20 protein-coding genes and 1 riboswitch are annotated in these 25,682 nt (G+C 68.9%); of the genes, 15 read left to right on the top strand and 5 right to left on the bottom strand.

Annotation, left to right across the window (positions count from 1 at the left end; all coding sequences use genetic code 11):
- Positions 1 to 62 precede the first annotated feature (62 nt).
- Together RJ1_RS19580 and RJ1_RS19585 are read left to right on the top strand one after the other, a co-directional pair.
- Positions 63 to 2,213, top strand: a complete 2,151-nt coding sequence (locus tag RJ1_RS19580; protein WP_073362866.1) for an MMPL family transporter — start codon at positions 63 to 65, stop codon at positions 2,211 to 2,213.
- 160 nt (positions 2,214 to 2,373) lie between these two features.
- Positions 2,374 to 3,021, top strand: a complete 648-nt coding sequence (locus tag RJ1_RS19585) for an alpha-ketoglutarate-dependent dioxygenase AlkB (protein WP_073362869.1) — start codon at positions 2,374 to 2,376, stop codon at positions 3,019 to 3,021.
- Here RJ1_RS19585 and RJ1_RS19590 read toward each other — a convergent pair whose 3' ends face one another.
- Entirely contained in the window at positions 3,022 to 4,110 is a 1,089-nt protein-coding gene (locus RJ1_RS19590) for a 3-deoxy-7-phosphoheptulonate synthase (RefSeq protein WP_073362873.1), read from the bottom strand.
- 281 nt (positions 4,111 to 4,391) lie between these two features.
- Between RJ1_RS19590 and RJ1_RS19595 the strand changes: the two genes are divergently transcribed.
- From RJ1_RS19595 to RJ1_RS19640, 10 genes are all read left to right on the top strand, one after another.
- Entirely contained in the window at positions 4,392 to 5,342 is a 951-nt protein-coding gene (locus tag RJ1_RS19595; RefSeq protein WP_073362876.1) for an ABC transporter ATP-binding protein, read from the top strand.
- Complete coding sequence (locus RJ1_RS19600) at positions 5,339 to 6,115, top strand: ABC transporter permease (RefSeq protein WP_073362879.1); 777 nt, start codon at positions 5,339 to 5,341, stop codon at positions 6,113 to 6,115. Before RJ1_RS19595 ends, RJ1_RS19600 begins: the two co-directional genes overlap by 4 nt.
- A 19-nt stretch (positions 6,116 to 6,134) precedes the next feature.
- Positions 6,135 to 7,250, top strand: a complete 1,116-nt coding sequence (locus RJ1_RS19605) for a sensor histidine kinase (RefSeq protein WP_240319779.1) — start codon at positions 6,135 to 6,137, stop codon at positions 7,248 to 7,250.
- Entirely contained in the window at positions 7,247 to 7,855 is a 609-nt protein-coding gene (locus RJ1_RS19610) for a response regulator transcription factor (protein WP_073362885.1), read from the top strand. Before RJ1_RS19605 ends, RJ1_RS19610 begins: the two co-directional genes overlap by 4 nt.
- 124 nt (positions 7,856 to 7,979) lie before the next feature.
- A riboswitch (cobalamin riboswitch) is annotated at positions 7,980 to 8,185 on the top strand.
- Positions 8,186 to 8,313: 128 nt separating this feature from the next.
- On the top strand, positions 8,314 to 10,575 hold the full coding sequence (metE, locus tag RJ1_RS19615; protein ID WP_073362893.1) for a 5-methyltetrahydropteroyltriglutamate--homocysteine S-methyltransferase: 2,262 nt from the start codon (positions 8,314 to 8,316) through the stop codon (positions 10,573 to 10,575).
- 156 nt (positions 10,576 to 10,731) lie between these two features.
- Positions 10,732 to 12,162, top strand: coding sequence for a GntP family permease (locus RJ1_RS19620; protein ID WP_073362896.1), 1,431 nt, complete (start codon positions 10,732 to 10,734; stop codon positions 12,160 to 12,162).
- Positions 12,163 to 12,187: 25 nt separating this feature from the next.
- The gene (locus tag RJ1_RS19625) at positions 12,188 to 13,441 is read left to right on the top strand and encodes a CaiB/BaiF CoA transferase family protein (RefSeq protein ID WP_073362898.1); all 1,254 of its coding nucleotides are present in this window, start codon (positions 12,188 to 12,190) and stop codon (positions 13,439 to 13,441) included.
- The gene (locus tag RJ1_RS19630; RefSeq protein WP_073362901.1) at positions 13,438 to 14,376 is read left to right on the top strand and encodes a hydroxymethylglutaryl-CoA lyase-like TIM-barrel protein; all 939 of its coding nucleotides are present in this window, start codon (positions 13,438 to 13,440) and stop codon (positions 14,374 to 14,376) included. The genes RJ1_RS19625 and RJ1_RS19630 overlap by 4 nt, the downstream gene beginning before the upstream one ends.
- Entirely contained in the window at positions 14,373 to 15,368 is a 996-nt protein-coding gene (locus tag RJ1_RS19635) for a 2-hydroxyacid dehydrogenase (RefSeq protein WP_073362904.1), read from the top strand. The genes RJ1_RS19630 and RJ1_RS19635 overlap by 4 nt, the downstream gene beginning before the upstream one ends.
- Positions 15,365 to 16,357 carry a glycerate kinase family protein gene (locus tag RJ1_RS19640; RefSeq protein ID WP_073363093.1) on the top strand — a complete coding sequence of 331 codons (993 nt, stop codon included), beginning with the start codon at positions 15,365 to 15,367 and terminating at the stop codon, positions 16,355 to 16,357. Before RJ1_RS19635 ends, RJ1_RS19640 begins: the two co-directional genes overlap by 4 nt.
- Here RJ1_RS19640 and RJ1_RS19645 read toward each other — a convergent pair.
- Complete coding sequence (locus RJ1_RS19645) at positions 16,323 to 17,108, bottom strand: IclR family transcriptional regulator (protein ID WP_073362907.1); 786 nt, start codon at positions 17,106 to 17,108, stop codon at positions 16,323 to 16,325. The two genes, RJ1_RS19640 and RJ1_RS19645, sit on opposite strands and share 35 nt — an antisense overlap.
- Before the next feature lie 323 nt (positions 17,109 to 17,431).
- On the opposite strand from RJ1_RS19645, the gene RJ1_RS19655 reads away from it, so the two are divergent.
- Positions 17,432 to 17,899 carry a DIP1984 family protein gene (locus tag RJ1_RS19655; protein WP_073362913.1) on the top strand — a complete coding sequence of 156 codons (468 nt, stop codon included), beginning with the start codon at positions 17,432 to 17,434 and terminating at the stop codon, positions 17,897 to 17,899.
- A 267-nt stretch (positions 17,900 to 18,166) separates the two neighbouring features.
- Here RJ1_RS19655 and RJ1_RS19660 read toward each other — a convergent pair whose 3' ends face one another.
- From RJ1_RS19660 to RJ1_RS19670, 3 genes are all read right to left on the bottom strand, one after another.
- A complete protein-coding gene (locus RJ1_RS19660) occupies positions 18,167 to 20,587 on the bottom strand; it encodes an ATP-dependent Clp protease ATP-binding subunit (protein WP_073362916.1) in 2,421 nt (806 codons plus the stop codon).
- Positions 20,588 to 20,742: 155 nt separating this feature from the next.
- Positions 20,743 to 21,630: an arginase family protein gene (locus tag RJ1_RS19665; RefSeq protein ID WP_073362919.1), complete on the bottom strand. Its 888-nt coding sequence runs from the start codon at positions 21,628 to 21,630 to the stop codon at positions 20,743 to 20,745.
- Between the two features lie 83 nt (positions 21,631 to 21,713).
- Positions 21,714 to 22,727 carry an Lrp/AsnC family transcriptional regulator gene (locus RJ1_RS19670; RefSeq protein WP_073362922.1) on the bottom strand — a complete coding sequence of 338 codons (1,014 nt, stop codon included), beginning with the start codon at positions 22,725 to 22,727 and terminating at the stop codon, positions 21,714 to 21,716.
- Between the two features lie 141 nt (positions 22,728 to 22,868).
- Between RJ1_RS19670 and RJ1_RS19675 the strand changes: the two genes are divergently transcribed.
- Complete coding sequence (locus RJ1_RS19675) at positions 22,869 to 24,332, top strand: MFS transporter (RefSeq protein ID WP_073362924.1); 1,464 nt, start codon at positions 22,869 to 22,871, stop codon at positions 24,330 to 24,332.
- A 28-nt stretch (positions 24,333 to 24,360) separates the two neighbouring features.
- Complete coding sequence (locus RJ1_RS19680) at positions 24,361 to 25,626, top strand: amidohydrolase (protein ID WP_083400503.1); 1,266 nt, start codon at positions 24,361 to 24,363, stop codon at positions 25,624 to 25,626.
- The last annotated feature ends 56 nt before the right edge of the window (positions 25,627 to 25,682 follow it).

Below are 25,682 nucleotides of genomic sequence, written 5' to 3' on the forward strand. Positions count from 1 at the left end.
TTGGCACGGTTCGACCGCCCGGCCCCGGGCGCCGGCCGAACCCTCATCTCCCGGAACGGGGAATGATGTTTGCCTACATCGCTCGCACGGTCGTCGCGCACCCCTGGCAGATCATTGCGGCCTGGGTGGTCGCAGCCATCGCCGTCATTCTGTTCTCGCCCAGTCTCGACGACTACACCACCGGGAACCAGCAGACGTTCCTGCCCAGTTCCTTCGAGTCCTCCGAGGCGCAGGCCGTCGGCAACCAGTACTTCCCCAGTCTGTCGGGTGCCACCGGCAGTCTGGTGGTGGTGCGCGCAGACGACGCCCCGCTCTCGCCTGCCGATCAGCAGGCGGCGTTGAATCTCGCGACCACGCTGCAGAATTCGGCGATTCCCGGGGTCGTGAGTGTGCAGGGGTCGCCGACGTCGCTGTCCACCGACGGGAAGGCCGCCGCACTGCAGGTCGTGTTCGGCGGACAACCCGGCGACGACCAGGTCAACGACGCCGTGCCGGTGCTCCGCGACCAGGCCGGGCAACAACTGAACGGCACCGGACTCGTCAGCGGGCTGACGGGCAACGCCGCCATTCAGGTCGACACCACTGCCGCATACGACAACGCGGACAAGGTCATCACGATCGCCACGGTCGTCGTCATCCTGACCCTGTTGGGCCTGATCTTCCGCAGCCCCGTTATCGCCGTCCTGCCGGTCCTCGTCATCGGGGTGGTGTTGGCGGTGGTCACCGGGCTGACCGCCGTGCTCGCCGATCTGTTCGATTTCGAGGTCAGCACGTCGCTGCAGTCCATCCTCGTGGTCGTCCTCTTCGGTGTCGGCACCGACTACATCGTCTTCCTGTTGTTCCGCTACCGCGAGCGTCTCCGGCAGCAGGCCGCGGCAGGGTCCACCGCGGACACGCATCGCGAGGCCCTTGTCTTCTCCACCGACGTCGTCGGGCGCGTCATCGCGTCGTCGGCACTCACGGTCATCGTCGCGTTCGCCGCGCTGCTGCTGGCGAAGCTCGGCTCGCTCACCACCCTCGCTCCCGGTCTCATCGTCGCCGTCGCCGTCATGCTGGTGACGGCGTTGACGCTCATTCCCGCCGTGTTCACCGTCCTCGGCCGCCACCTGTTCTGGCCGCTCGGACCGGGACACGACAGTCCGCACACGCTGTTCGCGTCGATCGGCGCCGCGATCGGGCGCCGCCCCGCGGTGTTCGCCGTCGCGGTCGGCGTCGTCCTGATCGCACTCGCCTCCTTCGCATCCGGCTACAAGTCGACGTACAACACGCTGGGAGAACTACCCTCCGACACACCGTCTCAGCAGGCGTTCGACACCCTCGGGCAATCCTTTCCCGCGGGTGCGCTCAGCCCGACCCAGGTCTATGTCGTGGCTCCCGGACCGCTCGATCCCGCCTCGCTCACCCCGCTCGTCACCGCCCTCACGCAGGTGCAGGGTGTGTCGTCGGTGGCCCCGCCGCGACCGAGCCAGGACGGCCGCGCCGCACTCGTCAACGTGATCCTCGCCGACGACCCCTACGACAACTCGGCCCTCGACGTGGTGGAGGGACCGATCCGCGACGCCGCCCACGGCGCGGTCCCGGGTTCGGAAGTCGTGGTGGGAGGACAGACGTCCACGTTCGTCGACGTCCGCGCACAACTCGCGAAGGATACGCGTCTCGTGTTCCCCGTCGCCGCAGTCGCGATCGCGTTGATCCTCGCGCTGCTGCTGCTCGCGGTGCTCGCCCCGCTCAATCTGCTGATCTGCGTCGCGCTGACATTCGTCGCCACGCTCGGGGCCGTGGTGCTCCTGTTCCTGCACGGCCTCGGATACCCCGGAATCGACTTCTCGATCCCCATCGTCCTGTACCTCTTCGTCGTCGCGATCGGCACCGACTACAACATCCTGCTCGCCTCACGGCTGCGCGAGGAATTCCGCAACGGGTACTCCTCGCGTGACGCGGCGCGGATCGCCGTCTCCAACGACGCCCCGACCGTGGCCGCCGCCGGTCTGATCCTGGCGCTGACCTTCGCATCCCTGACCCTCACCGGTCTCGCGAACCTCGCCGAACTCGGCTTCGGCGTCGCGATCGGAGTCGCCATCGCCGCCTTCGCGATGGCACCCATGCTGGTACCCAGCCTCTCGGCGCTCGAAGGTCGCGCCTTCTGGTGGCCCAGCCGGCAGAAGGCGGCCATCGACACCGGCGACGAGCGCGAGCCCGCGGTGCCCCGGTAGCTGCGCCGTCGGCCACGTTCCCTCACAGACGCACCACTTCTCTGCAGCCGCAACACTTTTCGGGCCCCACAAGCAGTGCGGCTACAGAAGAAGGGTGCATCTGTCCGCGCGTCCGACGCCGATGGGAACATACGTTCGAATCTCGAGGTAGTATGGCCGCATGACTTCCGCGGATGCGCGGTACGCGCTCCAGGCTTCGCTGTTCGACGACGCGTCGGGCGGTGTCGAGCTGGGCGAGCTCGGTTCCACGGTGACTCGCCGCCGACTGACGGCCGGGGCGTGGGTGGATGTGCGGCCCGGGTGGCTGACCGGGTCGGACGACCTGTTCGCCACGCTCGCGGAGACGGTGCCGTGGAACGCGGAGCGGCGCCAGATGTACGACCGGGTGGTGGACGTGCCGCGCCTCGTCCGGTTCTACGGCGAGGGCGAGCCGCTCCCCGACCCGCTGCTGTCCGCGGCACGCGGCGCCCTGAGCAGGCATTACCAACCGGAGCTGCGCGAAGACTTCGCGACGTCGGGTCTCTGCTTCTACCGCGACGGCTCCGACAGCGTCGCCTGGCACGGCGACGACACCGGCCGCAGCCGCACCGAGGACACGATGGTGGCCATCCTCTCCCTCGGCACCGCGCGACCACTGCTGCTGCGACCGCGCGGCGGCGGGCACTCGATCCGGTACTCGCTCGGCCACGGTGACCTGCTGGTGATGGGTGGTTCCTGCCAGCGCACCTGGGAGCATTGCGTACCGAAGAGCACCCGCCCGCTCGGACCGCGGATCAGCGTCCAGTTCCGGACGCGAGGCGTGCGGTGATCACCCGCGCCGGGCCGCCACTGCCTGGGCCAGACGATCGAGCTGCGCTGCCGTCGTGTTCCAGTCGATGCAGGCGTCGGTGATGGACTGGCCGTAGGTGAGGTCCTCGGCCTTCCCCAGTGTGAGGTCCTGGCGGCCGGCCTCGATGAAGCTCTCCACCATTACGCCGACGATCCCCTGTTCGCCTGCCTCGAGACGCGCCGCGATGTCGTTCAGCACGTCGACCTGCTTCTCGTGGTTCTTGCTGCTGTTGCCGTGGCTCGCGTCGATCACGACCCGCTCCGGCAGACCGGCCTTGCGCAGCCGCGCAATGGTGTCGGCGACGGTCTCGGCGTCGTAGTTGGGTCCGTCGCTGCCGCCGCGGAGGATGACGTGGCAGTCGGGGTTGCCGACGGTGCGGATCAACGCGGCCTGGCCGTCGAGGTCGGTTCCGGGGAAGACGTGGCTTGCCGCCGCCGCACGGGTGCCGTCGACTGCGACCTGCACGTCACCCTCCGTCGAATTCTTGATTCCGACGGGCATGGACAGGGCACTGCACAGCTGCCGGTGTACCTGGCTGGCGGCGGTGCGGGCACCGATCGCACCGTAGGTGACCAGGTCTGCGATGTACTGCGGCATGATCGGGTCGAGGAACTCGCACCCGACCGGAAGTCCCAGCGAGGACACGTCGAGCAGCAGCTTGCGACCCATGCGGATCCCGGTGTCGATGTCGAACGTGCCGTCCAGGTGGGGGTCGTTGAGCAGGCCCTTCCAGCCGAGTGTGGTGCGCGGCTTCTCGAAGTAGACCCGCATGACGATGTGCAGGTCGTCGCGCAGTTCCTCCGCCTTCGCGGCGAGCCGGCGGGCGTAATCCATGGCGGCGGCCGGATCGTGCACCGAGCAGGGTCCGACGACGACGAGCAGGCGGTCGTCGTCGCCGTTCAGCACGTTCACTGTGTCGGCGCGGCCGGAACGCACGGTCGCGGACGCGACGTCGTCGGGGGCATGCTCGGCACGGACCACGGACGGGGCAACCAGTGGGCTGATGCTCACGGTGCGCTGGTCGTCCAGCCGATCACTGCTGGTAGTGGTGTCGAGAGTGACAGTCATGGGTTCGGGTTCCTGTTCTCAGGCCGGCCCTCGAAGACTGTGAAGATTCCCGCGAGCCGGTCTGTAATCCGGCTCTGGGGTGGAAGAAGTCAGCGCGTGGTTACGCCGACCGGCCCACCCGGGGCCGGCCTGCTAAACCAGAAATATGCGCGCTGCATGGCGCCCACAGTAACGGCTGCCTCCGGTCGGCGCCACACCTACCCCTCCCCCTGACATTTGTCACGGTGAGGTCGTGACGGACGTGTGAGGGTCCGAGAGCCCCCGGATCGCAGTCTGAATGCATGACATCGACAGAACTCCGCACCTCCGCGAAGGCCTCCGCATCGCCGGCTCCAGCAGTCAGCCTGCGCGGTATCCACAAACGCTTCGGTGACGTCCACGCCGTCCGAGGACTGGACCTCGAGATCCAGCCCGGCGAGATCGTCGCATTCCTCGGCCCCAACGGGGCCGGCAAGACCACCACGGTCGACATGGTCCTCGGCCTGTCCCGGCCCACGTCCGGCGAGGTGTCCGTCTTCGGCACCGACCCGCGCACCGCGATCGCGAGGGGCCTCGTCTCCGCGGTCATGCAGACCGGCGGTCTGCTGAAGGAGTTGACGGTCGAGGAGACCATCCGGCTCACGGCCAGCCTGTTCGCCGACACGAGGCCCGTAGCCGAAGTGCTCACCCGGGCCGGGATCGCGGATCTCGCGAACCGGTTGGTGGGCAAGTGTTCCGGCGGACAGCAGCAGCGACTGCGGTTCGCGATGGCACTGCTCTCCGACCCCGAACTGCTGATCCTCGACGAGCCGACGACGGGCATGGACGTCGAGGGCAGGCGCGACTTCTGGTCCGCGATCCGTGCCGACGCGGACCGCGGCCGGACCGTCGTCTTCGCAACGCACTATCTCGAGGAGGCCGACGCGTATGCGGACCGGATCGTGCTGGTACGCAAGGGGAAAGTGGTGGCCGACGGCACCGCTGCCGAGGTGAAGGCGCTGGCCGCGGGACGCACGGTGCGCGCCCACTTCCCGGGCGCCGACAAGGACCAGTTGTTCGCGATTCCCGGTGCCGACAGCATCGAAGTACGGGGCGACAGCGTGCTCGTCCACTCGCGGGACACCGACGCCGTCGCGCGTCATCTCCTCACGCAGACACCCGCCTGCGACCTGGAAATCATCTCCCGGGGTCTCGAGGACGCGTTCATCGCGCTGACCTCCGACGACTCCGACACGGAAGGACAGAACGCATGACCACCCTCGCCGCGGACCGCCGCGTTCCCCCGCTCGGCGGCCTCAACACGACCCTCCTCGGGCTGGAAGTCCGCCGGCTGCTGCGCAATCGGCGCACGATGATCATCACGCTGGTGATGCCCGTCGTCTTCTTCCTCATCTTCGGCCTCAACCCCGACTACGCCGGTGAGAGCGCGGGCAACGGAAACGTGTCGGCGTACGTGATGATCAGCATGGCGCTGTACGGCGCGATGATCGCCACTACCAGCGGCGGCGCGATGGTGTCGGTGGAACGAGCGTCGGGCTGGAGCCGGCAGCTGCGGCTCACGCCGCTGTCCCCCGGGGTCTACATCTTCGTCAAGGTGCTCGTCGCGATGATGCTGGGACTGCTCGCCGTCGGCGTCGTGTACACCGTGGGCGCCTTCACCTCCGTCCACATGGACACCTCGCTGTGGTTCACGACGGCCCTGATCACCTGGCTGGGTTCCGCGGTCTTCGCGGCCTTCGGCCTATTCATGGGCTACCTGCTGCCGAGCGAGAACGTCATGCAGATCCTCGGCCCGGGCCTCGCGGTGCTCGGCTTCGCGGGCGGCCTGTTCATGCCGCTGCAGGACGGCTCGGTGTGGGCGTCGATCGCGCAGTTCATGCCGACCTACGGGCTCAGCCAGTTGGTGCACGCGCCGCTCACCGGCGACGCGATGCAGTGGACGTGGCTGGTCAACGTCGCGGTGTGGCTGGTGATCTTCGTCGGCGGCGCGGCGTGGCGGTTCCAGCGCGACACCGAGCGAGTGTGACGGCGGTATCGTGACTTCCGTGACCACCCCCGACGGCCCCGTCGTAACCAGACGATGGGGCCGCTTCGGTTTCCTGTTCGCGGCCGCGTGGACGGTGTTCCTGGCCCAGCCGTTCCTCGACGGCTGGGCCGATCGCGATCACGTCCGCGGCTGGATCGCGATGGCCGCCACCCTCGCCTTCGCGGTCACGTACCTCGGGATGTTCCGGTGGTCGCATACCCGGCGGGCGCACAACGAGTTTCGGCCGCCGCTGAACCAGGCGATCCCACTCATGGTGGCCCTGTTCGCGCTCGCGACCGTCATGGTGGTGGCCGTCGGATCGTCGGGACTGTCGGCCGGCGTGTTCCTGGCGGTCTCCGCGATCATGCTGCTCCCCGCGTGGCTCGGCGGACTCACCGCACTGAGCGTCGCGGCCCTGGTCGAGGTGATCTCGTCGGTCATGGACTGGGGGTCGGGCACGGGGCTGTCGCTGGGCGTGTGCGCGGCGGCGTTCGCGATGTTCGGGGTAACCAAGCTGATCAACCGCAACATCGAACTGGTCCGGGAACGGGAGGAGAGCGAACGCCTCGCCGTGCAGGAGGAACGCACCCGGATGGCCCGCGACCTCCACGACATCCTCGGGCACTCCCTCACCGTCATCACCGTCAAGGCCGAACTCGTCGGCCGCCTCCTCGACCTCGACCTCGACCGCGCCCGCACGGAAGTCGCCGACCTGGAACGCCTTTCCCGCGACGCCCTCGCGGACGTCCGGCAGGCCGTGCAGGGCATCCGGGGGCTGTCATTGCCGGTGGAGATCGCCAGGGCCGCGGAAGCGTTGCGGTCCGCGGGAATCGAGGCCGACATGCCCAACAGCACCGAGTCGGTGCCGACCGGCCTGCGTGAGTTGTTCGCGTGGACGGTGCGCGAAGGCGTCACCAACGTCGTCCGGCACAGCGGGGCGACACGCTGCTCGGTGACGGTCGGCGAACACGAGGTCACGATCGTCGACGACGGCTCGGGCTGCAGTGAATCCGCACACGGGAACGGGCTGGTGGGCCTGCGGGAACGCGCGGCCGCCGCCGGAGCGCGGGTCGTCATCACGCATCCACAGCCCGGCGGATTCTCGTTGCAGGTGCAGAGAGAAGAGGTCTCGTGACGATCCGGCTGCTGCTCGCCGACGACCAGGCCCTCGTCCGCGGCGCCCTCGCGGCACTCCTCGACCTCGAACCGGATCTGACGGTCGTCGCGGAGGTCGGGCGCGGCGACGAGGTGGTCGCGGCGGCGCACGAGCACTCCCCCGACGTCGCACTCCTCGACGTCGAAATGCCCGGGCTGGACGGAATCGCCGCGGCCGCGGCCTTGCGTGCCGCGGTGCCGCAGACCCGGGTCCTGATCGTGACGACGTTCGGTCGTCCCGGCTACCTCCGCAAGGCGTTGCAGGCGGGGGCGTCGGGGTTTGTCGTGAAGGACACCCCGGCCCGGCAGTTGGCCGACGCCGTCCGGCGCGTGCATGCCGGCTTGCGCGTCGTCGACCCCACGCTGGCCGCCGACAGCCTCGTCAGCGGGGAGTCGCCGCTCACCGACCGCGAAACCGACGTGCTGCGCGCGGCACGAGACGGTGCCCCCGTCGCGTCGATCGCCGCGGGACTCTTCCTGTCGGCGGGCACGGTGCGCAACCACCTCTCGTCGGCGATCGGCAAGACCGGTGCCAGCACCCGCGCCGAGGCCGTCCGCGTCGCGGAGTCGAACGGCTGGCTATAGGCGCTTCGCGCCCGTGAGTGGTTCACGAGTCCAGGGACCCCTTAACCACGCACGGGCCGGAGGCCTATGCTGGCCTGTGCAGCTGGTTCGCCCGGTCAGGTCGTGAGGAGCCCCGAAGACCGGACCGGGCGTCGAAGCACGCCGCACCCTTCTGGGTTCGGGGTGTGAGAGGGAACCCGGTGAGAATCCGGGACTGTCCCGCAGCGGTGAGTGGGAACGACCGCCGTCATCATGCACTGGGCACCAGCCTGGGAAGCGACGGCCACTAGGTCCGGTGGAGTGCGCCGGGTGCCCGCGAGTCCGAAGACCTGCCGACTGTGTCGGGCACGCCGTGCCCGTCGGTCCACCGCCTCGGGGAATGGGCGTGTAGATCTCCACGTGCCGCGGTCTGCCCTGCGGCCGAGAGGTGTACCCGTTTGCCGGTGGTGGCCCTCCACGCAACAGCACATGGAGACACCGTGACTGCTATTTTCACCGCGACCATACTGGGCTCACCTCGTATCGGTCCGAATCGCGAACTGAAGAAGGCCGTCGAGGCCTACTGGTCGGGCCGGCTCGGCGCCGACGCCGTCGCCACCGTCGGGAAACAGCTCCGCGAGCAGACCTGGACGGCGCTGAGGGACGCCGGCCTCGACTCGATTCCCGTGGGCACGTTCTCGTACTACGACCACGTCCTCGACACCGCGGCCATGCTCGGCGCCCTGCCCGACCGCGTGGCCGGCATCAAGAACGAACTCGACCGGTATTTCGCCTCGGCCCGCGGCACCGACACCGTCGCACCGCTCGAGATGACCAAGTGGTTCGACACGAACTATCACTATCTGGTGCCGGAGATCTCGCCGTCGACGACGTTCACCCTGGACCCGTCGAAGATCCTCGCCGAACTGGACGAGGCTCTCGCCCTGGGCATTCCGGCCCGGCCGGTGGTGGTGGGTCCGGTCACGTTCCTGCTGCTGTCCAAGGCGGTCGGCTCGGACGCACCCCTCCTCGACCGCCTCGACGAACTGCTCCCGCTGTATGCGGAACTGCTCGGCAGGCTCGCCGCCGCGGGCGCCGACTGGGTGCAGATCGACGAGCCCGCGCTGGTCGCCGATCGCACACCCGAGGAAATCGAGGCAGCCAAGCGGGCTTACGACCTGCTGTCCGCGGACCCGTCGCGTCCGGCGATCCTCGTCGCGTCCTACTTCGGGAGCCTGGGTGACGCGCTTCCCGCGCTCGCCTCGACCGGCGTCGAGGGATTGTCGGTCGACGTGGTGGCCGGATCCGATTCGCTCGCTTCGGTTCCCGAGCTGACCCGCAAGCACGTCGTCGCCGGCGTCGTCGACGGACGCAACATCTGGCGCACCGACCTGGATGCGGCGCTGGCCTCGCTCGGCACCCTCCTGGGAAGCGCCGGCTCGCTCGCCGTCTCCACGTCGTGCTCTCTGTTGCACGTCCCGTACACGCTCGACGCGGAGACCGGGCTCGACAAGGCGCTGCGGTCGTGGCTGGCGTTCGGCACCGAAAAGGTGCGCGAGGTCGTCACTCTCGGAACGGCACTGACCAGCGGCCGGGAGTCCGTCGAGGACGACTTCGCGCTCGCCCGGGCAGCCGCGTCCACCCGCAGGACCGACCCGAGACTGCGCGATGCGACCGTTCGCGCCCGGCTGGACGCGCTCAGTGCGTCCGACCCGGGACGCAGCCCCGCGGCGCAGCGGCGGGAAGCCCAGTCGGCGTTGGACCTGCCGCCGCTGCCGACCACGACGATCGGGTCCTACCCGCAGACCACGCAGATCCGCGTCGCCCGCGCCGCACTGCGCAGGGGTGAGATCGGCGAGGCCGAGTACCTGGACCGGATGCGCGCCGAGATCGCCGATGTCGTTGCACTGCAGGAAAAGCTGGACCTCGACGTCCTGGTCCACGGCGAGCCGGAACGCAACGACATGGTGCAGTACTTCGCCGAACAGCTCGACGGGTTCTTCGCGACGGACAACGGCTGGGTGCAGTCGTACGGCTCCCGGTGCGTGCGTCCGCCGATCCTGTACGGCGACGTGCGACGGCCGAACCCGATGACCGTCGACTGGATCACGTACGCGCAATCGCTCACCGGGCGCCCGGTCAAGGGCATGCTCACCGGCCCGGTGACAATCCTGGCGTGGTCGTTCGTGCGCGACGACCAGCCGCTGGCCGACTCCGCCAACCAGGTGTCGCTGGCCATCCGCGACGAAACGGTGGATCTGCAGGGCGCGGGTATCCGGATCGTCCAGGTCGACGAGCCGGCGCTGCGCGAACTGCTGCCGCTGCGGGCGGCGGATCAGCCCGCGTACCTCGACTGGTCGGTCGGCGCGTTCCGGCTCGCGACGTCAGGGGTCGCGGACTCGACACAGATCCACACCCACCTCTGCTACTCGGAGTTCGGTGAGGTCATCGCGGCCATCGCCAGGCTCGACGCCGACGTGACGTCCATCGAGGCGGCCCGCTCGCACATGGAGGTGCTGGGCGACCTCAATGCCGTCGGCTTCGACCTCGGTGTCGGCCCGGGTGTGTACGACATCCACTCGCCGAGGGTGCCCAGCGTCGGGGAGATCGCCGCGTCACTGCGGGAGGCACTGAAGGCGGTGCCGGTCGAACGGCTGTGGGTCAACCCCGACTGCGGCCTGAAGACCCGCGGCAAGGCGGAGGTCGAGGCGTCGCTGCGCAACCTCGTCGAGGCTGCTCGGCAGGTGCGCGCCGAACTGTAGGCGGCTCCGCCGCCCGTGAGTGGTTGACGAGTGTCTGGACTCGTCAACCACTCACAGCCGTGTCAGCGCCATTGCTTATATCGTGAGTGTGTGCTCATAATATGGGTGTACCTGTGACACCAGTCACTGCCCCGCCTCCTCGATAAGGACGCGCACATGTCAGATGTAGGAATCCTGATCAACACCGCGGTCGCCGTAGCGGCGGTGGTTCTGTTGATCGTGCGTTTCAAGTTCAACCCGGTGGTGTCGCTGGTCGTCGGCTCCGCCTACCTCGGCCTCACGACGGGACTCGGCACCGCCGAGACGGTGAAGGTCATCAGCACCGGTTTCGGCGACATCATGGCCGAAGTGGGACTTCTGATCGCCTTCGGCGTCCTGATGGGCGCCATGCTGAAAGAAATGGGCGCCATCCAGCGCCTGGTCGGGACGCTATTGCGCGTCTTCGGGCCGAAACGAATGCCCTATGCGCTGTCGCTGACCATCGCGACGCTGCTGCAATCGATCTTCCTGGACGTCCTGCTCGTCATCTCGGCGCCGCTCGCCCGCAACCTTGCACCGAAGGTCGGCCGGGTCGGCACCGCACGCATGGCAACCGCCCTCGCCATCGGCCTGGAGTGCGGCATCGTGCTCATGGTGCCGGGTGTCGGCGCCCTCGCCCTCGCCGGACTTCTCGGGGTACCGCTGGGCAAGATGCTGATCTGCGGACTGATCCTGGTCATCCCGACCGTCGCGATCTCGGTGGCGATCATGTCATTTCTGTTCACCCGCGGTTGGTGGAACCCGGACAAGGACGAGGAGCACTTCCATCAGACGGTCGTCGACGACGAGGAAGAGACCTGGTCCGACGGCGGAAGCGGCGGGACAGCCCCTCGGCCCGACACCGGCGGGGGCGTCGCCCAGGCGCAACGCACCGCAGCCGTCACGACCGAGCGGACGCAGCACGACCGCCCCCTGATCCTGCTCCTCGCTCCGCTGCTCCTCTCGCTCCTGCTCATCGCGACCGGCGCGATCCTGGACATCGCCGACATCAGCAACCCGGTCATCTCGTTCGTGTCCGAGCCGCTCATCGCGCTGCTGATCGGTCTGATCGGGACCAGCTTCGTCGGACGGATCACCGTCGGGCAGCATCGCGTACAGAAGGCGATCGCCAGCGGTTTCAGCGAGAGCGGTCAGATCCTCATCCTCACCGGTGTGGGCGGGTCCCTCGCCGCGACGATCGCCGCCGCCGGACTCGGCGACATCCTCGGCAAGTACTTCACCGCCAATCACGCGGCTCCGCTGCTGATGGTCTGGGCGATCGCCGCCGTCCTGCACATCGCCGTCGGTTCCGTGACGATCTCCGCCATCACCGCGGCAGGCGTCCTCGCACCCATCGCACCGACCCTCGGCCTCGACCCCGTCCTCATCGCCCTCGCCGCCGGCGCCGGTTCCCTGTTCGCGGTGCACGTCACCAGCAACACCTTCTGGCTGCTGCAATCCTTGATGGGTCAGACCACACGCGGCACGCTGAAGACGTGTTCGGTGGGAGTATCAGTGGCATCGGTCGTCGCCATACTGCTCGTCCTGCCCATGAGCCTCGTTCTCTGAGCGTCACTATCAGTTAAGGATCACCATGTTCTCCGACAACACCATTCGGCCACTCGACGGAGTGCGGGTACTCGAGCTGGGCAATTACATCGCCGCCCCGACGGCGGGCCGGATGCTCGCCGACTTCGGCGCCGAGGTCATCAAGGTCGAACGCCCCAAGACCGGCGACGAACTGCGCAACTGGCGGCTCTACTCCGGCGACACCTCGATGCTGTACCGCACGATCAACCGGAACAAGAAGTCGATCGTGCTGGATCTGCGCACCGAGGAGGGCCGGCAACTCGTCCTCGACCTCGCCGCCCGGTGCGACATCCTGCTGGAGAACTTCCGGCCCGGCACCCTGGAGAAATGGGGCATCGGACCGGACGCGCTGAACGCGGCCAATCCCGACCTGGTGATCACCCGGATCTCGGCGTTCGGGCAGACCGGGCCGATGTCGCAGCGACCGGGGTTCGCCGCGGTCGCGGAGGCCGCGGGCGGATTCCGGGAACTCGTCGGCGACCCGGACCGGCCCCCGGTGCGGGTGGGAGTGTCGATCGGCGATTCGATCGCCGGCCTCTACGCGGCGTTCGGGGCGGTGATGGCCCTGTTCCAGCGTGAGGCCGCGAAGGTCGCCGGAACGCAGGGCCCGTCGCTGCCGCATCGGATCATCGACGTCGCGCTCAACGAATCGATCCTGTCGATGATGGAGTCACTGATCCCCGACTACCTCGCGTACGGCATCAAACGCGAACGCGTCGGCGGACGAATGGAGGGCATCGCCCCGTCGAACGCGTACACCTGCAACGACGGCAACAGCATCATCATCGCCGGCAACGGTGACGCCATCTTCCAGCGCTACATGGAGACGATCGGCCGCCCCGACCTCGGCGCCGACCCCGGCCTGTCCACCAACGCCGGACGGTGGGCGCGCCGCGACGAACTCGACACGGCAATCGGCGAGTGGACCATCCAGTACTCGCGCGACGAGGCGCTGAAGATCCTCGATTCGGCCGGGGTGCCCTCGGGCCCGATCAACACGGCCGCCGACATCTGCAGCGACGAGCAGTACGCGGCCCGCAACATGATTCAGCAGTTCACCGTCGACACCGGCGAGGCCGAGCCGAAGCAGGTCGGGTTCCCCGGCATCGTCCCGGTCATCGGCGGACAGTCGCTGCCCATTCGTAGCATCGGACCGGACCTCGGTGAGCACACCCGGGAGGTCCTCGAAACCCTGCTCGGCATGACCCCGGAACAGATCGACACCATCGTCAACGACACAGTAGGTGGCACCTCATGACGCAGACCTTCGAATCACGCACCCTGCTCCGCGACGTCACGTTGCGTGACGGATTGCAGTTGACGGGCAAGATGCTGCCCACCGCCCGCAAGCTCGAGATCGCGCGGCGACTCCTGGAACTCGGCGTGCCCGCTCTCGAGATCGGGTCGATGGCCCGCCCCGACGTGGTCCCGCCGATGGCGAACACCGTCGAGGTGATCTCGGAACTGACCCCGGAGGAACTCGAGCACTGCTGGGTGTGGGTGGCGACACCCCGGCACGTGGAGAAGGCCGCCGCCGCCGGCGCCCGCCATTTCCAGTACTGCTTCTCCGCCTCCGATTCCCACAACCAGGCGAACATCGGACGCTCCACCGACGACAGTCTCGCCGCGATGCCCGCGGCGATCGAACTCGCGCAGGAGATCGGCGGGAGCATCCAGTTGTGCATCGCGACGTCGTTCACCTGCCCGTTCGAGGGCCGGGTGCCGGAGCAGCGGGTGATCGACATCGCGAACGATCCGCGCGCGCACGGCGCCGTCGACGTCGTCATCTGCGACACCCTCGGACAGGCCGTCCCCGCCGAGGTGTACTCGCTCGTCTCCCGGGTCCGGCTGGAAACCCCGCAGCGCGGAATCGTCTACCACGGCCACGACACCTGGGGTCTGGGAGTCGCGAACAGCCTCGCCGCGGTCGCGGCCGGCGCGATGACCGTCGACGGCGCCCTCGGCGGACTCGGCGGCTGCCCGTTCGCACCCGGCGCCAGCGGCAACACCGCCAGCGAGGACCTGCTGTTCGCCACCCGCCCCGACTGGCTTACCCCCACCATCTTCGGGTCGCTGGTGGAACTGTCCGAGAAGACGCTCGCGGAACTCGGTGAGGCCAACCGGTCCAAGGCCGCGCAGGGCGCACGCTCCAACGCCACCGCGTTCGAGTGGGTCATCGGAGGCGGCCGATGAGCGACGCCCGGTTCTACGTCACCACCCCGATCCCCGAACCCGGTCTCACGCTGCTGCGCGCCGCGGGCAGCGTCCACGTCCCCGACGAGTTGCCCGACGCCGCGCAACTACGGGACGCGTGCGTGTCCGGGAACTACGACGTGGTCGTCTCCCAGCTGCGCGACGCCTTCGACGCCGACCTCCTGGCCGCCGCGAAGATCCGCGGCATCTCCAACTACGCGGTCGGGTTCAACAACGTCGACATCGACGCGGCGACCGCCCGCTCGATCCTGGTCGGCAACACCCCCGGCGTGCTCACCGACGCCACCGCCGACGTCGCGATGCTGCTGATCCTCGCCACCGGCCGCCGGGCGGTGGAAGCCGACACGTTCGTCCGCGCCGGAAAGTTCACCGGATGGGAACCGAACCTACTTCTCGGCCAGGACATCTCGGGACGCACCCTCGGTCTCGCGGGCTTCGGGCGTATCGCGCGTGCCACCGCGAGACGGGCACTCGCGTTCGGCATGGAGGTGCTGTTCTGCCCCCGACCTCCCGGTGACCGGCCGGTGCCGGACGAGGAGCTCGGCGAGTTCGCCGGACGCGTCACGCACACCGACTGGGACACCCTCGTCACCACCAGCGACTATCTCTCCCTGCATGTTCCGCTGAACGAGCAGACCCGGCACCTGGTGGGCGCGGACGTGTTGCACGCGATGAAGCCGACCGCGATCCTCGTCAACACCGCGCGCGGTCCCGTCGTCGACGAGGCCGCCCTCGTCGCCGCCCTGAAATCCGGGGAGATCGCCGGGGCCGGACTGGACGTCTACGAGGACGAGCCCGCGCTCGCACCCGGCCTGGCAGATCTGCCCAACACGGTCCTGCTCCCCCACGTCGGCAGCGCCACCGTCGCCGTGCGGTCCGAGATGTCGCGGCTGTGCGCCGAGAACGCGGTGGCCATGGCGCAGAACCGGATCCCGCCGCATCCGGTCAATCCGGAAGCGTGGCCGTCGTGACGGTCCTCGTCGCCCCCGACAGCTTCAAGGGCACCTACACCGCGGCCGAGGTCGCGGACGCGGTCGGCGGCGGCGTCGAGTCGGAGGGCGGAACCGCGATCAGGCTGCCCGTCGCCGACGGCGGCGAGGGCACCCTCGACGTTCTCACGGTCCCGCTGGGATTGCGCCCGGTCGTCGCCCGTGCCCGCAACCCGTGGGGTAGTCCGTGCCGGCCGGCGTACGGGATGTCCGAAGACGGGACGGCGGTCATCGAGATCGCCGCCGCCTCCGGAATCACCACACCCCACGACGGTCCCCGCGACGCGGTCACCGCCACCACCTACGGCACGGGCATGCTCATCGCCGACGCCGCCCGGCGCGGTGCCCGGCGCATCGTCGTCGCGGCCGGCGGCTCGGCCACCACCGACGGCGGCACCGGTGCCATCGCCGCCATCGAGGCCGGCGGCGGACTCCGGGGCGCATCCCTGACCGTGCTCACCGACGTCACCACCCGATACGTCGACGCCGCCACGGTGTTCGGACCGCAGAAGGGCGCCGACCCCGGCACCGTACAAGTCCTCACCCGGCGCCTCGCGGCGAAGGCCCAGGCGCTGCCGCGCGACCCGTCCGACGTCGACGGCACCGGCGCGGCCGGCGGATTCTCCGGCGGCATGTGGGCACGGTACGACGCCGAACTACGCTCCGGCGCCGACTACATCCTCCACGCGATCGGCTTCGACATCCTGGTCGGGGACGCGTCGGCCGTCGTCGTCGGCGAGGGCAGGCTCGACGGACAGACGAAGGCCGGCAAGATCATCTCCGCGATCCTCACCCGCGCCGGCACGACACCCGTCTACGCCGTCGTCGGCTCCGTCGGCGACGACCTCGGCGAGTACCGGTCCCGATTCGCCGACGTCCTCGTCGCCACGGACCGGGACGCCATGCACGACGCCGGACGCACCGTCGCGGCCCGGCTCACGACGGGTAGCGGCCACCCAGCGTCCGGGTGACCTTCTCGGCGCTGCCGACGAGCAGATCCACCCACTTCTCGCACTGCTCGCGCGGCATGCGGAGCGTCGGCCCGCTGATCGCGAGGGCACCGATCACGTCGGCGGACGAATCGAACACGGGCGCAGCCAATCCCGATGCGCTGTCTTCCCGCTCCCCGGCGGTGATGGCGTACCCGTCGGCCCGGGCCTGGTGGATCAGCTCGCGCAGCACGGTTGTGTCGGTGACGGTGCCCTCGGTCATCGGCTCGATGGGGCCGGCCAGCACCTGTTCGGTGAGGTCCGGGTTCCAGGCGAGCAACACCCGGCCCGCCGAGCCCGCGGGGAGCGGGACGATCTTCCCGACGTACATGTTCCGTCGCAGCGCGTGCTCGGTCTCCGCGATCGCCACGCACACGCGGTAACCCTGCTCCACCCGGAAGAAGCTGGCGGTCTCGCCGGTGGCGTCGCGGATCTCCTTCAGCACGGGGGTGACGACGGCCAGCACGTCGAGCCCCTTGGTGGCCGTCGCGGCCCAGAACGCCATCTTCACGCCGATCCGGATCTGGTCGCCCGAGCGGTCGAGGAACTCCTGCGCCACCAGGTTGCTGACCAGCCGTTGGACCGTCGACGTCGGCAGACCCGTGGCCTGGTGGATCTCACCGAGGGTCATCGACGGTCGCGACAGGCTGAACGCATCGAGGATCTCCGTGATCTTGCTCAGCACCAGCAACGGTTGGTGCTTGGAAGTCAATTCGCCGTCATCCGCTCGCATACCCCCGACGATAGTCGCCCCCACCAGCACGTGAGTGCCAACGAACGGCGGAACACACATCGGCACTCACGTGGGGCGAATCGACTGTCGCCACACGAGCGGGGATGTGGTACTTATTGAAGATGCTCGATTTCAAGTCGACGAAAGGCGCATGAGCGCCCACCGAGATATCTCTCCGACACGATGGTTCGGGGAATTCATCCGCGCATTCGACGCGCGTCGATCCGTGCCCACACGGTGCCGCGACCCCTCCGCCCCACGGCGCACAGTTTCCCACCCCTCATTTGTGATGCCATTCAACGACTTCGAGAAAGGAGGTACACATGAAGTTGGCTGAGGCACTGGCCGAACGCGGCGATCTGACACGCCGGGTGGAGCAGCTGAAGTCGCGCATCCTCACCAATGCGCGGCACCAGGAGGGCGAGTCGCCGGCGGAGGACGCGGCGGCACTGCTCCTCGAACTCGAGGAGGTCCTGGACCGCACGGAGGTCCTCGTCAGGCGCATCAATCGGACGAATACTGCTGCGCCACTGGGCGACGCGACCATCACGGACGCGCTGGCCCGCCGGGACATGCTCCGAATTCGGCACCGGGTGGTGTCCGCTGCCGCGGATGCCGCGTCGGGGCGTGAGCAGGACCGATACGGCAGGCAGCTCCGCTCCGAGCTCGTCTTCGTCGCCGCGCTGCCCGTGCGGGATCTGCGGCGGCGGTCCGACGATCTGGCCCGTCAGATCCGGGAGATCGATCTGCAAGTGCAGAAGGAGAATTGGGAAGTCGAGTTGCTCGACTGACTCCAACTGGGTAGCAGGTAACCGTTTCCGGAGGCGAGCACATACCGCGGTCGGCGGCAATCCGGCCACCTTCTCCGCGCGGAGGGCGGCGCACCCCGGGCACACCCCGGATCACAGTGCAGCCCTGCACAACGCACAGGTGACGGTGCACGATGCACACCTCAACACCGGGTGCTGATTCGGAAACGGCGAGGGCGGGCAAGGGGCCTACCCACACAGGTGAGTGGCAATGCGTGCCGGAGCACACATTGCCACTCACCTGCAGTTCTAGCCGACCACGAGGTCCAGTTCGTCGTCGGACACTCCGACGGCGACGCTGCCACCCTCGACGAGCACGTCGTCGAGCAGCAGATCGGCGATCCGATCGTCGAGGGCCCGCTGGATCGAACGGCGCAGCGGACGCGCCCCGAACTCGGGCTGGTGCCCGTGCTCGGCGATCCAGTCGACGGCGGCGTCGCTGAACGAGATCTCGATGCCCTTGGACTGCAGCCGCTTCCGGCTGTCGTCCAGCAACAGGTCGGTGATCCGGTGCAGCTGCTCGGTGTCGAGCTTGCGGAAGATCACGATCTCGTCGATCCGGTTCAGGAACTCCGGACGCATCGACTCCCGCAGCCGGCCCATCACCCGGTCGCGCAGCGGCTTCTCCGAAGCCTCGGCGTCACCGGTGGTGAAGCCGAGCGCACCCGACTTGCTGGAGATGATGTCGGATCCCAGGTTGCTGGTCATGATCAGAACAGTGTTCTTGAAATCCACCGTCCTGCCCTGACCGTCCGTGAGCCGACCGTCGTCGAGCACCTGCAGCAGCGTGTTGAACACGTCGGGGTGCGCCTTCTCGATCTCGTCGAGGAGGATCACCGAGTACGGGTTCCGGCGGACCTGCTCGGTGAGCTGTCCCGCCTCCCCGTATCCGACGTAGCCGGGAGGGGCACCGACGAGCCGGCTGACCGTGTGGCGTTCACCGAACTCGCTCATGTCGAGCCGCAGCATCTTGTTCGCGTCACCGAACAGCGTGGCTGCCAGCGCCTTCGCGAGCTCGGTCTTGCCGACCCCGGTCGGCCCGAGGAACAGGAAGCTCCCCACGGGACGGTCCGGATCGTTCATGCCGGTGCGGCTTCGGCGCACCGCCCGGGCGATGGCCCGCACGGCGTCGTCCTGCCCGACGACGCGACGATGCAGTTCGTCCTCGAGCCGGCGGAGACGTTCCTTCTCCTCCTCGGTCATCTGGCTGGCCGGGATGCCGGTGGCCCGCGACACGACCTCGGCGATCTGCTCGGCAGTCACCTCGGGTGCGGGGTCGGACGCATCGGCCTTGCCGTCGATCCTGGCCTGGACACCCACGACCTGGTCGCGCAGCGCCGACGCCTTCTCGTACTGCTCGTCGGCGACGGCCTGCTCCTTGGCCTCCTCGAGTTCCGCGAGCTTCGCCCGCAGCGCCTCGATGTCGACGCTCGGCATCTGCAGCCGCAACCGGGCGCCGGCCTGGTCGATCAGGTCGATCGCCTTGTCGGGCAGGAAGCGGTCGCCGATGTAGCGGGCCGACAGCTCGACGGCGGCGGAGATCGCCGCGTCGGTGTAGCGGACACCGTGGTGCTCCTCGTACCGGTCACGCAGACCGGACAGGATCGCCACCGCATCCTCGGCGCTCGGCTCCGCGACCGTCACCGGCTGGAAACGGCGTTCGAGTGCCGGATCCTTCTCGATGTGCTTGCGGTACTCGTCGAGCGTGGTGGCGCCGACGATGTGCAGCTCACCGCGTGCGAGCTTCGGCTTGAGGATGTTGCCCGCATCCATGGCGCCGTCGGCTCCGGCCCCGGCACCGGCGATGGAGTGCACCTCGTCGATGAACACGATCAGCTCGTCCTTGTGCGCGGAGATCTCGTCGATCACCTTGCCCAGGCGTTCCTCGAAGTCGCCGCGGTACCGGGTGCCCGACACCATGCTCGGCAGGTCGAGCTGGACTATGCGCTTGCCGGCCAGGCGGTCGGGGACGTCGCCGTCGACGATGCGCTGGGCCAGGCCCTCCACGATCGCCGTCTTGCCGACGCCGGCCTCACCGACCAGGACGGGGTTGTTCTTGGTGCGGCGCGACAGGATCTCGATTGTCTGCTCGATCTCGTCGGCGCGCCCGATCACCGGATCGACTCCGCCGCCGCGTGCGCGTTCGGTGAGGTCGAAACCGTACTTGTCGAGCGTGGGGGTCTCGGAGTCCGGGGACTCTTCGACCGTTCCGCCCTGCACCGCAGTCTGCAGACGCTCGGGGGTGATGCCCTCCGAGGCGAGCAGGCGTCCACCGGCGTGGTCCTGATCGGCGGCGAGCGCCAGGAACAGGTGTTCCGGGTCGATGTAGGTGGAGCCGAGGGCGCGCGCGAGTTGGTGCGCCTCGAGCAGAGCGGTCTTGAGCGCACCGCTCAGTGCGGGTGTGGCAAAGCCCGTCGTGTCCCGGCCCTGCGGAAGTCGCAGTTCGATGGCGTCGGAGACGGCCGACGGGTCGGCGCCTGCACGTTGCATCAGGGATTTGACGGGGTCGTGTTCTGTCATGGCGCGCAGAACATGGAGTGCATCGAGGTCCGCATCGCCGCGACCGGCGGCGAAACGTGCAGCAGCTGCCATGAGCTCCTGAGTGGAGCGACTCATGAGCCGACTGATGTCGATGCGACCTGGGCCCTCCGGCCCGAAGAATGCTGGCATTCCTCAGCCTCCTAATAAGTTGAGCGTTACTCACTCAACTAACGTGCCAACCCTCCGATCAATTCCCGCAGGGAGTAGATGTGAGCGCGGTCACGAGGAGACGCCATACCAGTGCCGACCCAGTGCAACGACGAGCGGAACCCCGATCTTCCCGCTCACGGCAGGGAGCGTCCGAGAAAGTCGAGCACTCGGGTCGCCTGGTCGCCGGCGGGATCGAGATCGGGGCGGAAGTCGGCGACGCTGACACCCACGAGTCGAGGTGACCGCGCCAGCGGCGCGACGACGTCGGCGAGTTGACCCCAGTCGAGGCCTCCCTGCTGGGGGTACGTCACCGCACCGAGCGACTCGGGGTCCAGCACATCCAGGTCGAGGTGCAACCAGACCCCATTGCCCGTGCCGGCCAGCCATTCGGCCGCCTGGCGACCTGCGGCGATCGCGTCACCCGCGACCCTCGGCGCCTCGATGCGGCGCAGGTCGGGTGGCAACCGGGCCAGTTCGGCGGCGGACGCCGCGTCCAGGCCCTCGGTGCGATGACCGATCAGAACGATGTCGCTCGCCCTAATCATCGGCGGCGTCCCGGACAGCGTGATCAATGCCTCGGCGCCGACTCCGGTGAGCACCGCAAGCTCCATGTCCGCCGTCTCGCCCGTGTCCGAGGAGCGTCCGTCGAGATAATCCGGATGCCCGTCGACGAACCACAGTCCCGCCGAACCCAGGTGCCTACGCAACGCGGGAAAGATCCCGAGCAGAATGCTGCAGTCGCCGCCGACCACCAGCGGTCGCCGGCCCGGCAGGTCCGTCATTGCGACCGCCAGATCTTCCGCGAGCGCGTGCGCGGCCCGCACCGTCTCGAAAAGTGCGATCACCCCTGTCGGTCCGTCCCGGTCCGTGCTGTCGATCGCGGTCGCGGCGTCGCCGACATCCCGGCCGACCATCGCGGACAGGCCGGCCTCCCGAAACGCGTCCGGGGCTGCCTGCTCGCCGCGAGCCGAACCGGAGCAATCCCACGGTGCGCCCAGCAGGAACCAGCCGGCAGCGTCCATTCCGCCATGATCCACCAGGCGCTTCGCACCCGTGCGCCTTTTGGTAGCTGGAACAACCGGAATGGCGCACAGGCGCGGAGCGCCTACGTCCCTGACCACGGCACGACATGCATGGGCAGTTCGTCCTCGTCGAACACCCGGCCCATGCGCTTCCGGACGCCGAGCACCAGGCATCGGTCGAGGATGCTGACCGCGGGTAGTTTCTGCTCGACGACGGCCTCGAGCCCCTCGACGTCGGACAGCTCACGCAACCACACCGATACGAGCAGATTGGCGGGCCCGGCGACCGACAACACCGTCCGCACCGCAGGCAGCCCACTGAGGTTGGCGCCGACCCGGGCCATCTGTGCGGCGGAGACCCGGAGGAAGTACCACGCGCAGACCGGATAACCCGAGGCCCACCGCGGCATGTCCGTGCGGAGTTCGAATGCCCCGGACGCGAGTGTCTCGCTCAGCCGTTCGCGCGCACGCCGCGTGGAGGTTCCCAGCGCCTCCGCGACCGCCCGTGTGGTCGCGCGACCGTCGCGGGACAGGATCGACACGATGTCGCGCTCGGCGGCGGGCGGACGAGCGAACATCGCGGAGAGTCGAGCGGCGTCGCGGTGCCGGGCGGCGTCGATCGCACTCGCCTCGTCGGCGTCGAGGGCGCGGAGACGCCACTGCGAGGCGCCGGAGATCGTGGTGACGATCGGGTGCGTGCGGACGGTGCGGACGTCGGGGATGCTCGCGATCCGGGAGACGACATACCGGTTGAATGCGGCCGGGTTGTGGCAGCCGACGGTGAGGATCAGGTCGCGACCGCCCGAAGCGACGTCGATGGACATGCACTCGCTGTCCTGGGACAGCTCGGTGATCACGGTGTCGATCGATCCTGCGACGCATTCGACCTCGACGATCGCGCCGCGGGCGGTCTCGAACATCGGCGGCTGGGCGGTCACCCAGGCCATGCCCCGTTCGGTCAGTCCGGACCACCGCCGCGCAAGAGTGACGGGGTCGGCGTCGAGGATCGGCCCGAGTTGCGACCACGGGGCCCGCGGCCATACCTGCAGTGCGTGAATAAGTCGAAGTTCATCCTCCGTGGGCGTCTTCTCCTGCATATCGGTGGCTCCTCAGGTACAAAATCTGCGCATTTACACCGCAGAAACTCACTCACCCGACACTCGGACGCATCGATTCGGTCGTTTCGCTCATATTGTCATGTCGCCACGTCAGGGCGACCCACCACCTGGGAGTCACACATGGGAGCACCCCACATCGGCGCCGGTCCGGACAAGCGCCTCGGCGTCGCGGCCGGTTTCGTCGGATTCCTCTTCGCCATGGAACTGTCCAGCGGATTCCTCCAGGCGTGGTTCAGCCCGGTCCTCTCTGCGATCGGTGAGAAGTACTCGGTCGGTCCCGCCGACCTGAACTGGGTGCAGACGAGTTATCTGCTCGCGACCGCGGTTCTCGTCCCGCTACTCGCGAAGATGGGAGACCAGTACGGGCACAAGAGGATGCTCGTCGTCGCGACGGCGATGGTCACCATCGGCAGCATCGTGTCGGCGCTGGCCCCGACCTACGGCATCTTCATCCTGGGCCGGGCAATCACCGGCGCACTCGCCGCGTTCCTGCCGCTCGAGTTCGCGATCGTGCGTGAGCGCGCCGGGGAGCAGTCGGGGAAGGCGATCGGATTGCTGGTCGGCGGGCTCACGCTCGGCGCCAGCGTGGGCGTCGTCCTGTCCGGGATCCTCGCGTCGTTCCTGAGTCTCACTGTGCTGCTTCTCGTTCCGGCGATGCTCATGAAGCTCGCGCTCGTGGTGGTGATCTTCTTCGTACCGGAAACGACGGCCCGCACGACCGGCCGCCTCGACTGGGCCGGCGCGATCCTGCTCGGTGCGGGACTGGCGTTTGCGTTGTTCGCGATCAGCACGGGAAACAGGTTCGGGTGGTCGTCGGGGCCGGTGCTGGGCGGGCTCCTGCTCGGCGGCGCGCTGCTCGCCCTGTGGGTGGTGGTCGAGCGGCGCGTGGCCTCACCGCTGGTCGATTTCGCGATGCTCTCCGGCCGCGCAGGCGTCGGACTACCGATCCTGCTTGCGGCGCTGTTCGGAGCACAATTGTTCGGCAGCCAGACCCCGATCGCCCTCTTCGTGGGCACCGACCCGGCGGCGGCCGGCTTCGGGCTCGGCCTGACGTCGTCGATGATCGGGCTGGTCCTCGTGTTCGCGTCGATCGCGGCGTTCGCCGGCACGTTCGTCGGACCGCTACTCGGCGCACGGGTCGGCGACGTCACGGCCGTCATCGTCGGCGCCGTCACCGCCGCACTGGGCTACGCCCTGCTCACGGTGCTGCACTCGGACACCGTCAGCGTTCTCGCGTGGCTCGTGGTGTCCGGTCTCGGTAACGGCATCATCATCGCCGCCCTCCCCAACGTGGTGGTGGCGCGGGCGCCGCGGGACTCGGTCGGGATCGCGTCGGGCCTGTACAACAGTGCCCGTACGGTGGCCGGTGCCATCGCCGGCGCCAGCTTCACGGCGGTGATGTCCGGGTTCACGGCGACGCTCGACAGCGGGTCCGTGATCACGAGTGAGGCGGGTTACCAAGCCGTGTGGGTGATCTGCGGGCTCCTCTCGCTCGCCGTCGCCGGCCTCGCAGTGGTGACCCGCGGCCCGGCGCCCGACCGCGACGCACCCACCGTCCCTGCGGCCGCGCCCGCCGAAGCGTAGTCAGAGTCCCCGGAGAGAAGGAAAGTTCATGACCGACACTGCAATGACCGCAGGCATCGATGCCCCCGGCGGCCCGCACGCGGCGGCGGAGGAGCTGAAGCGACGCGTCGAGGACACCGTCCTCGAGTGGCGTGACCGGCTCGTCGCCGCGAGCCACGATCTGCACGCCCACCCGGAACTCGCGTTCGAGGAACATCGTTCGGCGGCACTCGTCGCGGACCTGCTCCGCGACGCCGGGTTCGCGGTGGAGGTGGGTGTGTGGGGGCAGGACACCGCCCTGGAAGCCGTGTACGGCAGCGGTGAACTGACGGTCGTGGTGTGCGCCGAGTACGACGCCCTGCCCGGCATCGGGCACGCGTGCGGCCACAACATCATCGCGACCGCCGGTGCCGGAGCGGCGATCGCGCTGTCCCGGGTGGCGGACGAACTCGGCATGCGGGTGAAGCTTCTCGGGACCCCCGCCGAGGAGAAGGGTGCGGGCAAGGCGCACATGCTCGAGGCCGGGGCCTGGGAGGACGCGACGGTGTCGGTGATGGTTCATCCCGGCCCCGGCGTGGTCGTGCCCACCGCGGGCAGCACGTCGCAGTCCCGCGACCGGTTCCGCGTCGAGTTCAGCGGGCGGGCGTCGCACGCGGCCGCCGCACCGACCGTGGGGATCAACGCGGGCGACGCGGCGACGATCATGCAGGTGTCGGTGGGACTGCTGCGGCAGCATCTGCGCGACACAGTGCGCGTCAGCGCCGTCACCCTGTCCGGTGGCGACGTCTCGAACATCATCCCGGCCTCCGCGGTCGTGGAGGCGGAGGTGCGGTCGTTCGATCTCGCGGAGACCGCTGAACTGAAGAAGAAGGTGCTCGCCTGCGTCGACGGCGCCGCGACGGCGACGGGATGCTCCTACACGGTCACCCCGGTCGACCCGATCTACGAACCCCTCGTCCAGCACCCGTTCCTGGCAGACCGTTTCGACGCCGCACTCGAGCATCGCGGCCGGGTGGTGCAGCCCCGGGGCGGCAGCGCACTCGGCGGCGGATCGACCGACATGGGCAACGTCTCCCAGGCCGTCCCGGCGATCCATCCCTTGATCGGGGTGATGGGTTCGACGGCCGCGCCGCACACGGCCGCGTTCGCGGCGGATGCGGTCACGCCCGGTGCCGACGACGCCATCGTCGACGGGGCCTACGCCCTGGCCGCGGCGATCGTCGACCTCGCCACCGACGACGAGGCCAGGGCCGAGGTTCTCGAGCGGCAGCGCACTCGAGGTCCCGGCGCCACGCGCCGACCGGCCTACGTGTAGGCCCCGGCGGGGTGCGGCGCGGCCGGACATCGGGAAAGCCGCGCCGCCGCCCCGCC

This window comes from Rhodococcus jostii NBRC 16295 (assembly GCF_001894825.1).
GTDB classification, from domain to species: Bacteria; Actinomycetota; Actinomycetes; order Mycobacteriales; family Mycobacteriaceae; genus Rhodococcus_F; species Rhodococcus_F jostii.

Excerpts from the sequence above, each read along its gene's own strand:
- RJ1_RS19580 (WP_073362866.1), top strand. The coding sequence starts at position 63 with ATGATGTTTGCCTACATCGCTCGCACGGTCGTCGCGCACCCCTGGCAG.
- RJ1_RS19585 (WP_073362869.1), top strand. The coding sequence starts at position 2,374 with ATGACTTCCGCGGATGCGCGGTACGCGCTCCAGGCTTCGCTGTTCGAC.
- RJ1_RS19590 (WP_073362873.1), bottom strand. The coding sequence starts at position 4,110 with ATGACTGTCACTCTCGACACCACTACCAGCAGTGATCGGCTGGACGAC.
- RJ1_RS19595 (WP_073362876.1), top strand. The coding sequence starts at position 4,392 with ATGACATCGACAGAACTCCGCACCTCCGCGAAGGCCTCCGCATCGCCG.
- RJ1_RS19600 (WP_073362879.1), top strand. The coding sequence starts at position 5,339 with ATGACCACCCTCGCCGCGGACCGCCGCGTTCCCCCGCTCGGCGGCCTC.
- RJ1_RS19620 (WP_073362896.1), top strand. The coding sequence starts at position 10,732 with ATGTCAGATGTAGGAATCCTGATCAACACCGCGGTCGCCGTAGCGGCG.
- RJ1_RS19625 (WP_073362898.1), top strand. The coding sequence starts at position 12,188 with ATGTTCTCCGACAACACCATTCGGCCACTCGACGGAGTGCGGGTACTC.
- RJ1_RS19630 (WP_073362901.1), top strand. The coding sequence starts at position 13,438 with ATGACGCAGACCTTCGAATCACGCACCCTGCTCCGCGACGTCACGTTG.
- RJ1_RS19635 (WP_073362904.1), top strand. The coding sequence starts at position 14,373 with ATGAGCGACGCCCGGTTCTACGTCACCACCCCGATCCCCGAACCCGGT.
- RJ1_RS19645 (WP_073362907.1), bottom strand. The coding sequence starts at position 17,108 with ATGCGAGCGGATGACGGCGAATTGACTTCCAAGCACCAACCGTTGCTG.
- RJ1_RS19655 (WP_073362913.1), top strand. The coding sequence starts at position 17,432 with ATGAAGTTGGCTGAGGCACTGGCCGAACGCGGCGATCTGACACGCCGG.
- RJ1_RS19660 (WP_073362916.1), bottom strand. The coding sequence starts at position 20,587 with ATGCCAGCATTCTTCGGGCCGGAGGGCCCAGGTCGCATCGACATCAGT.
- RJ1_RS19665 (WP_073362919.1), bottom strand. The coding sequence starts at position 21,630 with ATGGACGCTGCCGGCTGGTTCCTGCTGGGCGCACCGTGGGATTGCTCC.
- RJ1_RS19670 (WP_073362922.1), bottom strand. The coding sequence starts at position 22,727 with ATGCAGGAGAAGACGCCCACGGAGGATGAACTTCGACTTATTCACGCA.
- RJ1_RS19675 (WP_073362924.1), top strand. The coding sequence starts at position 22,869 with ATGGGAGCACCCCACATCGGCGCCGGTCCGGACAAGCGCCTCGGCGTC.
- RJ1_RS19680 (WP_083400503.1), top strand. The coding sequence starts at position 24,361 with ATGACCGACACTGCAATGACCGCAGGCATCGATGCCCCCGGCGGCCCG.